Source organism: Clostridium rhizosphaerae (assembly GCF_016765585.1).
In the GTDB taxonomy this organism is placed as follows: Bacteria; Bacillota; Clostridia; order Clostridiales; family Clostridiaceae; genus Clostridium_AT; species Clostridium_AT rhizosphaerae.
On record NZ_JAESWC010000025.1, the window covers coordinates 1 to 14,738 of the forward strand.

18 protein-coding genes, 1 pseudogene and 1 riboswitch are annotated in these 14,738 nt (G+C 32.2%); of the genes and pseudogenes, 15 read left to right on the plus strand and 4 right to left on the minus strand.

The window, feature by feature from the left end:
• Window positions 1-316: 316 nt before the first annotated feature.
• The gene (locus JK636_RS22945) at window positions 317-1,021 is read left to right on the plus strand and encodes a TVP38/TMEM64 family protein (protein WP_202751349.1); all 705 of its coding nucleotides are present in this window, start codon (window positions 317-319) and stop codon (window positions 1,019-1,021) included.
• Window positions 1,022-1,041: 20 nt separating this feature from the next.
• On the opposite strand, the pseudogene JK636_RS23745 reads toward JK636_RS22945, so the two are convergent.
• Window positions 1,042-1,182 (minus strand): annotated as a pseudogene (locus JK636_RS23745) (nitrous oxide-stimulated promoter family protein); the annotation flags it as partial.
• Between the two features lie 188 nt (window positions 1,183-1,370).
• On the opposite strand from JK636_RS23745, the gene JK636_RS22955 reads away from it, so the two are divergent.
• Window positions 1,371-2,147: an HAD-IIA family hydrolase gene (locus JK636_RS22955; protein WP_202751350.1), complete on the plus strand. Its 777-nt coding sequence runs from the start codon at window positions 1,371-1,373 to the stop codon at window positions 2,145-2,147.
• 78 nt (window positions 2,148-2,225) lie between these two features.
• Here the strand turns inward: JK636_RS22955 and JK636_RS22960 are convergent, their stop codons facing one another.
• On the minus strand, window positions 2,226-3,002 hold the full coding sequence (locus JK636_RS22960) for a DeoR/GlpR family DNA-binding transcription regulator (protein WP_202751351.1): 777 nt from the start codon (window positions 3,000-3,002) through the stop codon (window positions 2,226-2,228).
• Window positions 3,003-3,257: 255 nt separating this feature from the next.
• On the opposite strand from JK636_RS22960, the gene JK636_RS22965 reads away from it, so the two are divergent.
• From JK636_RS22965 to JK636_RS23000, 8 genes are all read left to right on the plus strand, one after another.
• Window positions 3,258-4,508, plus strand: coding sequence for an MDR family MFS transporter (locus JK636_RS22965; RefSeq protein ID WP_202751352.1), 1,251 nt, complete (start codon window positions 3,258-3,260; stop codon window positions 4,506-4,508).
• 37 nt (window positions 4,509-4,545) lie between these two features.
• Window positions 4,546-5,205 (plus strand): non-canonical purine NTP pyrophosphatase, encoded by a 660-nt coding sequence (locus tag JK636_RS22970; RefSeq protein WP_202751353.1) that lies wholly within the window; start codon window positions 4,546-4,548, stop codon window positions 5,203-5,205.
• Window positions 5,168-6,361: an alpha/beta hydrolase family protein gene (locus JK636_RS22975; RefSeq protein WP_202751354.1), complete on the plus strand. Its 1,194-nt coding sequence runs from the start codon at window positions 5,168-5,170 to the stop codon at window positions 6,359-6,361. Before JK636_RS22970 ends, JK636_RS22975 begins: the two co-directional genes overlap by 38 nt.
• On the plus strand, window positions 6,355-6,696 hold the full coding sequence (locus tag JK636_RS22980; RefSeq protein ID WP_202751355.1) for a hypothetical protein: 342 nt from the start codon (window positions 6,355-6,357) through the stop codon (window positions 6,694-6,696). The genes JK636_RS22975 and JK636_RS22980 overlap by 7 nt, the downstream gene beginning before the upstream one ends.
• A gap of 94 nt (window positions 6,697-6,790) precedes the next feature.
• Window positions 6,791-8,050: a serine hydrolase domain-containing protein gene (locus tag JK636_RS22985; protein ID WP_202751356.1), complete on the plus strand. Its 1,260-nt coding sequence runs from the start codon at window positions 6,791-6,793 to the stop codon at window positions 8,048-8,050.
• Between the two features lie 14 nt (window positions 8,051-8,064).
• A complete protein-coding gene (locus JK636_RS22990; protein WP_202751357.1) occupies window positions 8,065-8,535 on the plus strand; it encodes a GNAT family N-acetyltransferase in 471 nt (156 codons plus the stop codon).
• A gap of 46 nt (window positions 8,536-8,581) precedes the next feature.
• Complete coding sequence (locus JK636_RS22995) at window positions 8,582-8,815, plus strand: hypothetical protein (RefSeq protein WP_202751358.1); 234 nt, start codon at window positions 8,582-8,584, stop codon at window positions 8,813-8,815.
• A gap of 11 nt (window positions 8,816-8,826) precedes the next feature.
• Complete coding sequence (locus JK636_RS23000; protein WP_202751359.1) at window positions 8,827-9,378, plus strand: GNAT family N-acetyltransferase; 552 nt, start codon at window positions 8,827-8,829, stop codon at window positions 9,376-9,378.
• 44 nt (window positions 9,379-9,422) lie between these two features.
• Here JK636_RS23000 and JK636_RS23005 read toward each other — a convergent pair whose 3' ends face one another.
• On the minus strand, window positions 9,423-10,007 hold the full coding sequence (locus tag JK636_RS23005) for a hypothetical protein (protein WP_202751360.1): 585 nt from the start codon (window positions 10,005-10,007) through the stop codon (window positions 9,423-9,425).
• Window positions 10,008-10,137: 130 nt separating this feature from the next.
• Entirely contained in the window at window positions 10,138-10,893 is a 756-nt protein-coding gene (locus JK636_RS23010) for a SagB/ThcOx family dehydrogenase (RefSeq protein ID WP_202751361.1), read from the minus strand.
• A 157-nt stretch (window positions 10,894-11,050) separates the two neighbouring features.
• Window positions 11,051-11,152, plus strand: a riboswitch (TPP riboswitch).
• Between the two features lie 67 nt (window positions 11,153-11,219).
• On the opposite strand from JK636_RS23010, the gene JK636_RS23015 reads away from it, so the two are divergent.
• The 5 genes from JK636_RS23015 to JK636_RS23035 are packed head-to-tail and all read left to right on the plus strand — an operon-like array spanning window position 11,220 to window position 14,717.
• The gene (locus JK636_RS23015) at window positions 11,220-11,969 is read left to right on the plus strand and encodes a TatD family hydrolase (protein ID WP_202751362.1); all 750 of its coding nucleotides are present in this window, start codon (window positions 11,220-11,222) and stop codon (window positions 11,967-11,969) included.
• Window positions 11,956-12,246, plus strand: a complete 291-nt coding sequence (locus JK636_RS23020; protein ID WP_202751363.1) for a thiamine-binding protein — start codon at window positions 11,956-11,958, stop codon at window positions 12,244-12,246. The genes JK636_RS23015 and JK636_RS23020 overlap by 14 nt, the downstream gene beginning before the upstream one ends.
• Window positions 12,218-12,970, plus strand: a complete 753-nt coding sequence (locus tag JK636_RS23025; protein ID WP_202751364.1) for an ABC transporter permease — start codon at window positions 12,218-12,220, stop codon at window positions 12,968-12,970. The genes JK636_RS23020 and JK636_RS23025 overlap by 29 nt, the downstream gene beginning before the upstream one ends.
• A 12-nt stretch (window positions 12,971-12,982) precedes the next feature.
• A complete protein-coding gene (locus tag JK636_RS23030) occupies window positions 12,983-13,999 on the plus strand; it encodes an ABC transporter substrate-binding protein (RefSeq protein WP_202751365.1) in 1,017 nt (338 codons plus the stop codon).
• Window positions 13,968-14,717, plus strand: coding sequence for an ABC transporter ATP-binding protein (locus JK636_RS23035; protein WP_243428300.1), 750 nt, complete (start codon window positions 13,968-13,970; stop codon window positions 14,715-14,717). The genes JK636_RS23030 and JK636_RS23035 overlap by 32 nt, the downstream gene beginning before the upstream one ends.
• The last annotated feature ends 21 nt before the right edge of the window (window positions 14,718-14,738 follow it).

The following is a 14,738-nucleotide window of genomic DNA, read 5'->3' on the forward strand; positions in this document are numbered from 1 at the left end:
TGAGCTTGATGCCACAGACCTAAATTTTAATCATGGCATGAAAAAAGCCTACCTAAAGGCAGGCTTATTTTGGTATGCCATTTTTTAGGGTCACCTTAAATAGTTTTCAGGACAGCCTCTTTATTTTTAATAGGTGCATTATTCCATTAGTAAAGAATATAAAAGCATACATTATATGGGGTATTCGTAATTATAACTTAAAAGTAATATAAAATTAAGATTTTCTTAAAGAAATATAAGACTAATTCTTAAACTTTACACTTCATAATGAATTATAGATTTTAAATTCTATTAAATGAGAAAGTAGAGAAAAGTTATGAAGAGTAATAAAAGCAATTGGAAACTTATTATATTGATGATAGCACTAATGCCTATCATGACTGGAGCAGTTGTTTATTTAAAATCAAGTGGAGTGCTAAGCTATATGTATTCTGCTGAAGCTTTTAAAAGTTATATTAATGGATTTGGACAAAAAGCTTATGTGATTTTTTTCATGCTGCAACTTTTGGGCACAATTTTGGCACCTATACCTAATAATATAACCGCGGCTGCAGGAGCAGCGGTACTTGGAGGATGGCAAGCTTTCTTTATTAGCACATTTGCTACTTTAATAGGCTCTGCTGCAGCATTTATACTTGCTAAAAAGCTTGGAAGACCAATTGTCAATAAGCTTGTGGGTCACAAAATTTCAGACAAATACGAGAAGTTAATTTCAAAAAAAGGCACAACTCTCTTAATATTAATGTTTTTACTTCCTTTTTTTCCAGATGACGCACTTTGCTTTTTAGCAGGGATGAGTAAAATCTCCTTTAGAAGGTTTTTTATAATTACGGTACTTACAAGGCCATGGGGAATTTTAGGATCAACTTTAATTGGTTCAGGAAGTATATCTCTTAACTGGCTTGGTTGGGCATTAATAATTATTATAAGTGTATTAATAGTAATTTACCAAGACAAAATAGAAGAAAAGCTAGTAAACGGGCTAAAATATATGAATGGTATTAAAAGTGAGTGTGAATAGCTAATCAGAGAAAAATATTGTTATTTATGTCTTAAGCTTTCAATAAGGTGTTTCAATGCTAGCCTAGGTTCATAAATTATCATTCTAGGTCCTGAAAATCTCATAACATCTTTTATCTTTTCTCTATATTCAGTCTTATAGCAGTGAATTTTACATCTCCCACAGTTTCCTTTTCTTCAGAGATTTTTTCCATATGAAAACTCCTTTGATAAGCATATTTATATATTTAAATATTTACGAACTAACATTATTATTTATTATATCATTTTGGGTTTAAGAGGATTTTAAGTAAGTATAAAGAATATATAATCATAAATTTATAAGCTGAATATAAATGGGGGATTTAATTATGAGAGGTAAGATTGACACTATATTGTTTGATCTGGATGGAACCTTATATGCTAAAGGAAAGCCAATAAAGTCAGCAGTAAATGTTATTGAAACGCTAAGAAAAGAAAAAGTTAAACTTGCATTTATTACTAATACGGATGGATGGACAGTGGAGCATATTCATAAAAGGCTTATTGATATGGGCTTTAACATTGCTCTTGAGGAAGTGTTTACACCAGTAGCTGCAGTAAAACAGTTTTTTGCTGATAATAAAGATAAGTCCTGCTATTTATTAGTTACTGATGAGGTGTTTGAAAGCTTGAAGGGCTTGAAATTAAATGACATTAATCCAGACTATGTAGTAGTTGGGGATTTTAGTGATAAAACAAACTACGAAGAAATAAATAAGGTCTTTAGATTTATAATGAATGGTTCTGAGATTCTTGCTTTATCTAAAGCAAACTATTATTTTCAGGATAATGGAATCAATATTAATACGGGGGCCTTTGTAGGCATGTTTGAAAAAGCTTGTGAAAAAGAAGCTGTTTTACTTGGAAAGCCTTCAAAAGAGTTTTTTAACCTGGCACTTAATCGTTTAGGCAGCAAAGCAGAAAGTACAATTGTGGTTGGAGATGACATTACAGTTGATATTACAGGGGCTAAAGCTGTTAATGCTATAAGCGTGCTTGTAACGACAGGACATTATAATGAAGAGATAGTCAAAAGCTTCAAGGAAAAGCCTGATTATATCATAGAAGATATAACGCATCTTCCAAGTCTATTAATGGAGGAGTAATATAGAAATACGTAAAGAGCTCTAAGCGGCTGCCTCATAATATAAATATGAGGCAGCCTTGAATTTTTAAAATTAAATTTATTCTTTCTGGACCACTATTACTTCAATACCTAAATCCTCTATTTTAGCCAACTCGTCTTCTACTGCATCCCAGTCGGTTATTAATAAATCAAATTTATTTGCATCCACATCTTTCAAAAAAGCATTATGCCCTATTTTTTGGCTTGGAAACAATGCAATGTTTTTTCTGGAGTTATTGGCAATGGCCCTTTGAAATGATGAGGTTTCTGGTGTGCCGTTAGAAGCTCCGTACTCTGCTGAAAAGCCTGCACCAGTTAGAAAGCTTAAATCAAAACGCATATTTCTCACAAACTCTTGAGCAAAAGAATCTACAATTCTTCCATTAGCTCTCATTTTGCCTCCAACTACAAAGACTGAAATGTTTTCGTAGTCTCTTAAAAAAGAAGCATTGTCTACAGAGTTTGTTATAACTGTGAACTCAATATTTTTTGGAAAATACTTAAGCATTAAATATCCAAGGTTTCCAGCAGTAATATATACTGAGTCATTTGGCTTTATAAACTCTACTGCTTTTTTCGCTATAGCATCATAATTTTCATATACATTTTCAAGGTTAGCATTGTTACATTTACTTGGTTTTTGCTGACCGACCTGAAGCACAGGTATTGCTCCGCCATGGGTTCTCTTAAGAAGTCCTTTTTCCTCAAGTATTCTTAAATCTCGTCTTGCAGAATCAACAGAGACATCAAAGGTCTCCTGAATTTCTCCGATAGATATTCTTCCTTTTTCGTTAATGATTTTTAATATTTGTTCATGCCTTTCTTCAATAAACATAATATCACCTCAAATAATAATAAATTCAAAATAAATAAAATCCGAATTTATTCATCTTTAGTAATATTTTATCATTATTGTTAATGATTGTAAATACAAAGCATGAAAAATAATTAATAAACATGAAAAACAATGAATGCAATCATTACTGATTATGAAAGATATATATTTATGAGTTATTGTAATAATGTGGTACAATTGTAAGTAAATATTATAGAATTTTGTAATTTACGATTCAAAGGATGGGAATGAAATATGAATATTATCAGCAAATTACTAAAGCCATATAAAAATTTACCTATGAGTGTCTACGTAATATTTTTTGCATCCATAATAAATAATCTAGGTAATTTCGTGGCGCCATTTCTAACAATGTTTTTGACTTACTCCATAGGTATGAAGGTAGAAACAGTAGGAATAATTGTTGCAATAAACAGTTTTGTAGGTCTTGTAGCTTCTGCTCATGGAGGAAAACTAATAGACATTATAGGAAGAAAAAAGATATTTATTATTTTTAGGACTACTTCAGCTATAGCTCTTCTATCATGTGCCTTTACAAGAAATCCAATAATATTGACAGTGCTGCTTATTCTGTCAAATTTTCTTGGAGGATACTCTCTTCCTGTTTACAGCACTATCATTACGGACATTACAGAAGGAGAACAGAGAAATACAGCTTTCTCACTGCAGTATATGGCTTTAAATATCGGCTTTTCAGTAGGACCTCTATTAGCAGGATTTTTATATAATAACTATTTGATTTGGCTTTTCTTAGGCGATGCAGCAACTACATTTATTTCTGTAATATTAGTAGCTTTGTTTATTCCAGAAACTATGCCTGATAAACTGAAGATATCAAGTTCAAAGAACAATAAGCTTGAACATGCAGAGGAAGGAAGTCTTCTTCAGGCTTTAATTAAAAGACCGACTCTGGTTTTATTCTCTTTTATAATAATTCTATATTTTATAGTATTTTCTCAATTCAACTTTGGTCTTTCACTTCAAGTCAGTGAAGTTTTTAAAAACAAGTCAGCAGCTGTATTTGGAAGTCTAATGACAGTTAATGCAGTGCTGTGCAGTATAATACCAATGTTTTTAACAGCCTTAACTGGCAAAATAAAAGCCTCCTTAAGTATGGTTGCAGGGGGAATGCTGTATGCTGTAGGCTTTGGAATGATATTTTTTATTCACAGCTATTTCTTATTTGTAATTTCAGCTATGATTTGGACTATGGGAGAAATATTAATAGCGACCAATACTAATGTATATATTGCTGATCATACTCCAGCTTCACACAGGGGAAGATTTAATTCTATATTCCCCATAATAAGAAAGCTTGGCTTTATGATTGGACCGATAATTGCGGGACTTTATGTAAAGTACACAAATATAAGAAACCTATGGCTTTTTTTAGGAGTGCTTTCTATTATAGGAGCTGTTATGATGTACAGACTGCATTTAATAGATAATAAGGCTAATGAAATTTCAGCCTCTGAAAGTGCTTAACTTCATGATTTTTTACATATGAGAAAGGAATTTTTTTATGAATTTGATATATGGAACTTATAACCCTGCTAAGGTGGCAAGTATGATACAAATGCTTGAGGGACTAGATATTTCTATTACAGGTCTTGCATGCATTGATACAAGATTAAAAGAGGCAGAAGAAAGCGGTAAGGAACCGCTGGCAAATGCAAAGCAAAAGGCTATGTGCTACTACAAGCAAATAAAAAGATCTATATTTTCCTGTGATTCAGGGCTCTATTTTGAGGAGGTTAATGAAGAGGATCAGCCGGGAGTGTTGATAAAAAGGATTCATGGACAAAATTTGTCTTATAGTGAGATGCTTACCTTCTACAGTAAATTAGCAAAAAACTATGGAGGTAAATTAACAGCCTACTATAAAAACGCAATATGCTTAGTGATGAATGAAAAGAAGATTTATACATATGATGGTGCAGATATTTATTCAGAGAAATTTTATATTGTAGATAAGCCTCATAAGAAATATGTGGAAGGGTTTCCGCTTGATTCTTTATCTGTAGATATAAATAGCATGAAATATTATTATGATCTGAAAGGTAAAAGAAGCAAAAACTTAGGGGTAATTCAGGGGTTTAAAAAATTTTTTATTAAAAGTTTAAAGGAATATGGGGGAGATTATGATGAGAGTTGGAAGGGCAGTTCGAGTACTAACGGATGAGAATAGAGAGGAATTATTAAAGAACACAGGTGAAAAAAGAAAAATTATAGTAAGTATATTTTATCCTTCTGATGAGGATATAAAGGAAAATCAAAAAGGATTTTATATTGACTTATTTACTCCCTGTGAGGAAGAGTTTATTAAAAAGTTTGCAGGAAAGAAAAACATGGCAGGACAGCAGGTGGATGAAACTTATCTTAGGAGCATAAAGACGAATACTTTTAATAATATTGAAATCAGCAAAAGGGAAATATTATATCCTGTGGTTATATTTTCACCTGGTTTAGGGATGGACAAAGACTGCTTGATTTATAATATTGAAAAATTAGTTAGTGAAGGCTTTATTGTTTTTACATTGGGACATATATATGAAACTGATTTTACAATACTGCCTAGCGGAGAAGTGTTAAATAAAATTGATAGAATTGATGATTTTACTTTTGAAGAAAAAGAGCAGCTTATTGAAATAAGAAAAGAAGATATCTTGTTTTTAATAGAGGAATTAAAAGTATTAAATTCCAAAGATGAAATGATAAAGGGTAAATTGGATTTAGATAAGATTGGAATTATCGGACACTCACTCGGAGGATCAGCTGTATTTAATGCGGCAAAAGAAGATATAAGAATTAAAGCTGTTGTAATGCTTGACGGCAGCTTACAGCATTTTGATTTGGTTAAAGATATTGAAGAAGGAAAAAGAATGACAACACCTTTTTTAAATTTTAGAAGAGGCTCCATTGATTATAATGAGGAAATGAAAAAGACAATAGAATTTAATGAAAGCAGAACTGATGGAGAGGAATTTAAAAAGAGAATTATAGGCCGTAACAAAACTCTAATAGGTCAGATAGAAGGACAAAAGCAGCTTTATGAATATTTATCAGATTATAAGTCATTTATAAAACTTAAGCATTCAGAGCATCTTACTTTTACAGATTGGCCTGTTATTTATAACCAGGAATTTGAAAATAATATATTGTCCATAAAAGAGGCGCATGTAATAATAAGCGAAATAACTGTTAGATTTTTTAAGGAATTTTTGTGCGGTATGAGAGGCAGCTACAATGAATTTATTGATAGCGGCAGGTGTCCTTTAATTTGCAGCATAAACAAGAATGGTGAAGTAGTTAATATAAAGGGGGGCGCAGTATGTTAATATGTCCAAATTGCAAAAGCGAATTTGAAGATGGAGTATCAATCTGCAGTGATTGTGGTACTGCATTAGTTAAACAGCCTGAAGAAGAGAAGGATGATATAAGTGATAAATGGAACTGGCTGAAGGACTTTGGAAATATAACTGCTAAAAGAGCTTTGACTATATTATTTTATTTAGGCCTTGCACCATTATTTATATCAAGCATTTTATTTAGAAGTTTCCTTGGCATCGTTTATTTTATATTCGGAGTTTTGATATGGAAAATTATTTGCGAGTTATTAATTATTGTTTTTAGGTGCTTTGAAACCTATGTGGAAAAGAATAAAAGGGAATAGGAAAATTTGATTATAAAAATATTTTACATTGAAGAGTTGCATATATGGTGTAAAACTAAAAGATAGACAATTAAAAGATATGGGGGAGTATAAAATGAAAAACAGGGGCATAGAACAAAAAATAAATGAATACTTAGAAGCTTATACAAAACTATGGGCCTTCAGCGGCTCTATTGCTGCTATGAAGGATGGGGAAGTGCTTTTTAAAAATGCTTACGGATATGCTAACAGGGAACACAAAATTTTAAATACTACGGAAACTAAATATAGAATATGGTCAATTACAAAGCAATTTACAGCAGCAGCTATATTAATTCTTGAGGAAAGAGGAGCATTAAAAGTAGAAGATAGCTTAAGGAAGCATTTTCCTGAATGGACTAAGCTGGACTCTGATATTACTATTCATCATTTATTGACGCACACTTCAGGAATTTTCAACTATTCAAATTTACCGAATTCTCATAGAACCTTTCAAAGAATGCATCATGACAGAGCTGAATTAATTGAAATGTTTACAAGCAAAGCTTTGGATTTTGAGCCGGGCACAGATTGGAATTACTGCAATACAGGCTATTATCTTTTAGGATTACTAATTGAAAAATTATCAGGAAAAACCTATAGTGAGTTTTTGAAGGATAATATTTTTAAACCTTTAGGAATGTTTAATACAGGAGTAGATGATGATAAAACAATTGTTTCTAACAAAGCATCAGGATATTATCTGAATGAAAATGATTTAATTCATTGTAATTATATTGACATGGAATTAATGTACTCATCAGGAGGAATGTATTCAACAGTTGAAGATTTACTCATATGGGATGGGGCTTTGAGAACCAACAAACTTTTAAACAGAAAATCAGTTGAAAAAATGAATACAGCCTATAAAAACAATTATGGCTATGGAGTTTCGATAAATATGAACGGAAATAGAAGAGTTGTTCATCATAGTGGAAGCTGTGAAGGCTTTTTAACGGAAATACACAGATATGTGGACGATGATTTTTGTGTTGTTGTGCTCAGCAACTATGGATTTACAGCTGTAAATAAATTGTGTAAGGCTATTGCGGCTATTGCATTTGAGGACAAGTATGAAATGCCTGTTAAGCCTGAGGTATATGATTTAAACTCAGAAACTCTTAACAGTTATTTAGGTATATATGGAGGGGAAGGCTTTAAACTTGAACTGAAAAAAGAAAAAGATGATCTGAATTTAATTATTGATGAAGAATATGTTTTACCAGCCTATCCAATTGGCGAGAATATTTTACACCATACATGGATTGACGAAGAATATGTCTTTGAAAAGGATGAAGAGGGACAGCTATCTCTTTGGGGTGCTATGAAAAGATAACGGAGGTTAACTCTATGAAGTACACATTAAAAAGAAGTTATGACCATAAGGTGGAGATATTTCACAATTGGAATATTAATGAGTTGAAACTAGAAGGTGCAGAACTCATAGAAGCCTTAAAAGCTTATTTGACAGATGCTATGGAAGGAATTTTGGATCCTGACACTGCAGGAAAGAAGCCTGATGGATATTTAAATAACTTGCAAAGTGGCAGATTGGGAGATTTTTCTAAAAGATACATTATAATAGCTGAAGATAATGATAAAGTAATAGGAATATTGATATGTCTGCCTGATAAAGAAAAAACAATGCATATTTATTCTTTAGGAGTAATTAAGGAGTATCGTAAAAAGGGGATAGCTTCAGCCTTATTAGCAAGATGCATAAATGATATGCTTAAAAATAACATAAATGAAGTTATATTAGATGTTCATTCAGATAATATACCGGCTCGAAATTTATACAGTAAATTTGGGTTTAAGTAGAAGAGTATATAAACAAGATGTAAAAGATTATACCAGGGGGAATTTTGTGAAAAGATATTCTAAGGCAGAGCTGCAGCAAGCATTGAACTTGATTGAAAATGGAAGCTCATTTTCTGAAGTAGCCAAGGAAACAGGAATAAATAAAAGTATTTTAGCAAGAGAAAATAGAAAAAGGAAAAATGAAAAAGCTGATAGAAATATGAATCGGGATAGTGAAAGAATTTTAAAAGAAAACTTGGTTCTATTTGAAAAAATAAATTTACAAAAACTAATAGATTAGCGGGTGATATCATGATTTATTATGAAGATGATAGCATAAAGATTAGAGATTTGCTTAATGAGGATGTTATTAACTTATTTTCCTGCAGGATAGATAGAGAATTAAATTTACATGATCCAAGGCCAATACCTAATACAAGTAAAGAGCTGCTGAATGAATGTAAAGATTATTGCAATAGATTTGATACTGAGATAATGAATGAAAACACGGAAGATAGAAAATACAAATATTTTATTATAACTAACAAGGACAATAATTTTATAGGTTTTGTTAATTTTTTTAGTATTAATAAGGAAAAGAAGCAAGGTGAAATGGGAGTAACCATAGGCGATAAAAGGTACTTTAGAAAAGGTATTGCCTATACAGCAATAAATGCTGTTGTAAAGTTTATATTCGAAAACATGGATATCAATAGAATATACATTGAAACAGGTGAAACCAATAAAGCAGCATTGGGACTGTTTGATAAGCTTGGCTTTAAAAAACGCGGTGAGTATCTTGAGGATGATAATTTCAAGTTTATAATTATAGAAAAGCTGAGAAGTTTAGAATCTTATAATTAACAAAAAAAGGAGCTGTCTTATTTTGAGAAAGCTCCTTTTTATTATTAGGATTTCTTTACTTCACGTTTTCCAGTTACAGAAGAATCAGCATCCATTTTAAAGCCGGCTTTAGCTTCGTCACTGTTAAAATAGATATTTCCATCAACTTTTGCATCTATTAACTGAAAATCTTTAGTTTCTACATAAACATCACCTTTAAAGGTTCCGTGCTGAATGCTGGCATTTGGACTTTTAACAACCATTTTAGGCGCTGTCAAAGTAAACCTGTTTGTAACTTTTTTATTGCTGTCTTGAGTATAAAGAGCTAACTTCCTTTGTAAATCGCCCTTACTGTTTTTAAAGTCACCTTCTAGTATAATATCTTTACTAATAGTTAAGTCTTTTACAATTGCAATAATCCATCTTCCATCTTTGCTGGTAGCTTTTAAGAATGCAGCTTCATTATCTACAATTGAAGCAGTAGTTACTGCATCTGGGGGAGTTTTTTGATTTGTATTTTGCTGATTAGTAGTATTTGGCGATGATGGAGCGGGAGCTGGTGCTGGTTTTGGACCGCATCCAGTGAATAATGAAGATATTACAATTGTTGATACTAATACTGCTGATAGTATTGATTTTCTTGCTTTCATAGTTTACCTCCTAAATAATTAAATTCATAAATACTGTAGGTAGTATTAACAAAAATTACTTTTATTATGTAATAGTTGGACGAAAAAAAGGTGCTGCCATAAAAACAACACCTTTTTACTAAAAACAAATTTATAGAACCTTTCCAACAGGAGCCGCATAAACTACAAATTCATCATCACCATCAAGCTCTAGATAGTTATCAAAATTGTTCTGGTCATAAGCAGCGATAGCGCATGTGCCGCAGCCTATAGCTTCACAGGCAAGATATAAATTTTGACATACATGTCCTGCGTCTAAAAGCATGGGCTTATGGGCACCTATACTATACCTCCATTCACCTCTATAAGGAATTACACTCCAAATAAATGTAACAGCGCTTCTGCCTGTAAACTTTTGACCTAAAGTCAGCCTTGAGAGATTTTCTTCTAAATTCTTATCTTCTTTAATGAATAAAAGCTCATGGGTTAATGCCAGATAACGATATATTCCATTCTTTAATCCTTGAACTCTATTTACAGCAATGTAAGTTTCAAAGGGATGTCTTGCGCCAGCAGAAGGAACAGGTCTCAATGCAGCATAGTTATTTCCTCTTATTTCTTTTATTCCTTGAGTAGCCCAAAGAAGAAAAGAAAGTTCTTCTAGAGTGAGACTTTCTTCTGAATAAACTCTATTGCTTTTTCTGTCTTTTAAAATTTCCATTATATTAGGCTTTTTTAACACATTTTCTGTAACCTCTGGCAGAGCTAAAATTTCAGCATTGCTGTCGTAAGGTTTTTGCAGAGGAGGTTGTGGAAGCTGAAGTTCCTGATCAGATTTTATTTCATCCTCTTCATTGTCATCAAACCTTGATTTCAACCATTGTCTTTGTGCCTTTATTCTATCCATTATTATCATTCCCCCAATTAAAATGTATAACAATTATAGCATAATATTATATTTATTACCAAATAGTGGCTTTAAGAAATTATTTAAATTTAGAAATAGGTATTTTATTTTCCACAAATAAGTGTTATTATCTAAATGTGGTCAAATTGAATATTGTTTGTAGTGCTAGGGGCGCCTTATGGCTGAGAGAAGTTTATAACTTTAACCCTTCGAACCTGATGCGGGTAAAACCGACGTAGGAAAGCTGTTTAGATATTAGTATCCTAATGCACTATTTTTATAGTGCATTTTTTATTTTTTTAGCAGTGGAAGACTTGGAGGAAGCTATGTATATTGATGCTCATAATCATTTAGATTTTTACGGAAAAAATCTTGATAAAGCTTTAAACATAATCAAGCAGAACAATATTATCACCTTAGGCTGCGCTATGGATGTGCAAACTTATTTATTTACAAAAGAAATAAACAAGGATAATCCTCTTATAATACCATGCTTTGGCATACATCCTTGGAAGGCTGATGAAAATTTTATGAACTTAGATAGCTTTGAGCAGTACATTAAGGAGAGTAAAGTAATTGGAGAAATAGGGCTTGATTATCATTGGGTGCTAGAAAAAGAGAAATATCCATATATGAGACAAGTATTTAGTTACTTTCTCAAAATGGCTTATAAGTACAATAAGATTACCAATATACACACAAAAGGTGCGGAGGAAGAAATCTATGAGAGCATAAAGAAATATGAATTAAAAACTCCAATAATCCACTGGTACAGCGGACCTTTAGATACAATGAAAAAGCTTTTAGACTATGGCTGTTATTTTACTACAAGTGTGGATATCGGCTATTCAAAGCTTACGGAAGAGATTGTAAAAACTCTTCCTTTAAACAGAATATTGACAGAGACGGACGGACCAACTTCACTGGAATGGGTTAACGGGCAATATGGATATCCAGATGAGGTTAAAAACATAGTAAATCAAATAGCAATAATAAAAAATCTTCCCTATGAGGAAGTAAAGCATACTATTGCAGAAAACTTTAAGAAAGCAGGTGAATGTAATGAATACAGTTAATGTAAGTCTTCAAGTAATACCAAATGTTCCTGAGGAAAGAATTTATCCAGTTGTAGACAAGGTTATAGAATATATAGCATCAACTGGAGTTAAGTATATCGTAGGTCCTATGGAAACTACTATGGAGGGTGATTTAGATACACTTTTAGACATTGTAAAAAAAGCTCAACAGATATGTGTTGAAGAAGGAGCTTCAAGAGTAGCATCAGTAGTAAAAATAGACTACAAAAGCGAAGGCGTGACCATAGATGAAAAGATCCACAAATATAGGGAATAAGCTGTATCCTATTGTCACAATAATAATCGTTGTATTATTGTGGCAGGGAATTACAGTCTTTAGGCATGTACCGCAGTATTTACTTCCGTCTCCTGTTAAGATAGTTAATACTCTGTTTAAAGATTTTAAAATTATTTCAGCACATACAAAGGTAACGCTTTATGAATCCTTTATCGGTTTTGGACTATCAATAATATTTTCATTTGTATTGGCCATACTAATGGACAGCTTTCAAGTAATAAAAAAATGTATATACCCTATTTTAGTTATATCTCAGACCATTCCTACAATAGCTATTGCGCCGCTGTTTATAATATGGTTTGGGTTTGGTGCATTGCCAAAGATTATAGTAGTTGTAATGGTGTGCTTCTTTCCTATAGTTATAAGCTTAGTAGATGGTTTTGAAAAAGTGGACAGGGATTATATAAATCTATTTAGTACCTTTAAGGCTTCAAAGCTTCAAACCTTTTATCATTTGAAGCTGCCATATGCCATGGTAAACTTATTTTCAGGACTTAAAATTGCGGCAACTTATATGATAATGTCAGCGGTTATAGGTGAATGGCTGGGTGGAGATAAAGGTATAGGAGTGTATATGGTAAGATCCAAAAATGCCTATGCTTTGGACAAGGTATTTGCATCAATATTAGTAATAGTGTTTGTAAGTATATTAATTATTTATATTATCGATTTTATAGGTAAGAAAATAGTTCATTGGAAGTAAGGAGAGTAAGTTATGAAAAAAAATAAAATTTTATCAATAGCGGCTGCTTTAACAGTTACTGCAGCAATAATGTCAGGCTGTGCAGCAAAGAAAGAAGATATAAAAAAAGAAGAAGCAAACAAGCCTTTAGAAAAGACTACAGTTATTCTTGACTGGACTCCAAATACAAACCATACAGGATTATATACTGCATTGGAAAAAGGCTATTATAAGGCAGAAGGACTGGATGTTCAAATAATTCAGCCTTCAGAAGGAAGCACTGCAACCCTTGTTGCGGCAGGAAAAGGCGACTTTGGGGTTAGCTACCAGGAAGACGTTACATATGCTCTAACAGGAGATGAACCAGTTCCTATAAAAGCTATTGCAACTATAATTCAGCATAATACTTCAGGCTTTGCGGCTCCAAAGAGCAAAAATATAAAGAGCGTAAAAGACTTTGAAGGAAAAACTTACGGTGGATGGGGATCTCCTTCTGAGGAAGCTGTTTTGAAAGCTGTTATGGAGAAAAACGGAGCGGATTACAGCAAGCTTAAAAATATTAGCATGGGTAATGATGATTTCTTTACAGCTGTTCAGAAGAATATAGATTTTGCTTGGATTTTTGAAGGTTGGACAGGAATAGAAGCAAAGACTAAAGGAATAGATCTAGACTATATACCTGTAAAAGATTTAGATCCTGCTTTAGATTACTATACTCCAATATTAATTACTAGCAACAGCATTATAAAGGACAATCCAGAAAAGGTTAAAAAATTTTTAAGAGCAACTCAAAAAGGTTATGAGGATGCAATAAAAAATCCTGACGAAGCAGCTAAAATACTTTTAAAATATGCTCCAGAAATAAACCAAAACCTTGCTGTAGAAAGTCAAAAATATCTAGCAAAACAATATGTTGCAGATGCGCCAAAATGGGGAGTTATGAAAACAGAAGTTTGGAACAACTATGCTAAGTTCTTAAAGGATAAAGGACTAATCAAAAAGGAGCTAAAGGCTGAAGATGCATTCACAAATGAATTCCTTCCAAAATAATAATCAAAGTTTTTTAATCAAGCTTGAAGATGTAAGTAAAAGCTTTAATAAAGCAGAGGTATTGAAGAATATTTCGCTTACAGTAAATAAGGGTGAATTTATTTCCATATTAGGCCCCAGCGGCTGCGGCAAAAGCACTTTATTTAATATTATAACCAGATTGATAAAAGCAGATAGTGGATCTGTTTCTGTTGAGGGAAACATAGGTTATATGCAGCAAAAAGATTTGCTGCTTCCTTGGAAGACAGTGCTTCATAATGTTGTTTTGCCTTTAGAGATAAGAGGAGAAGATAAGAAGTTTTCAATTCAAAAGGCAATGAAGTATATAGAGGTAATGGGACTTAAAGGCTACGAAGATAAATTCTCCTATGAGCTTTCAGGAGGAATGAAACAAAGAGCAAGCTTTTTAAGAACCTTTCTTTCTTCTGAGGAAATAATGCTTTTAGATGAGCCTTTTGGTGCACTTGATTCTATTACAAAGGGAAAAATGCAAAAGTGGCTTTTGGAGATGAAAGATACTTTAGATAATACTATACTTTTTATAACTCATGATATAGAAGAAGCGATATTTTTATCAGACAGGATATATGTTTTGTCTTCAAGACCAGGAGTTATAAAAGAAGAGATAGTTATAGATTTTTGCACAGAGAATAAAATTAACAGACTATTATCTCAAGAACTATTAAATACAAAAGAACATATACTAGAAATACTATAAAATAAGATAAGGCAGACAATA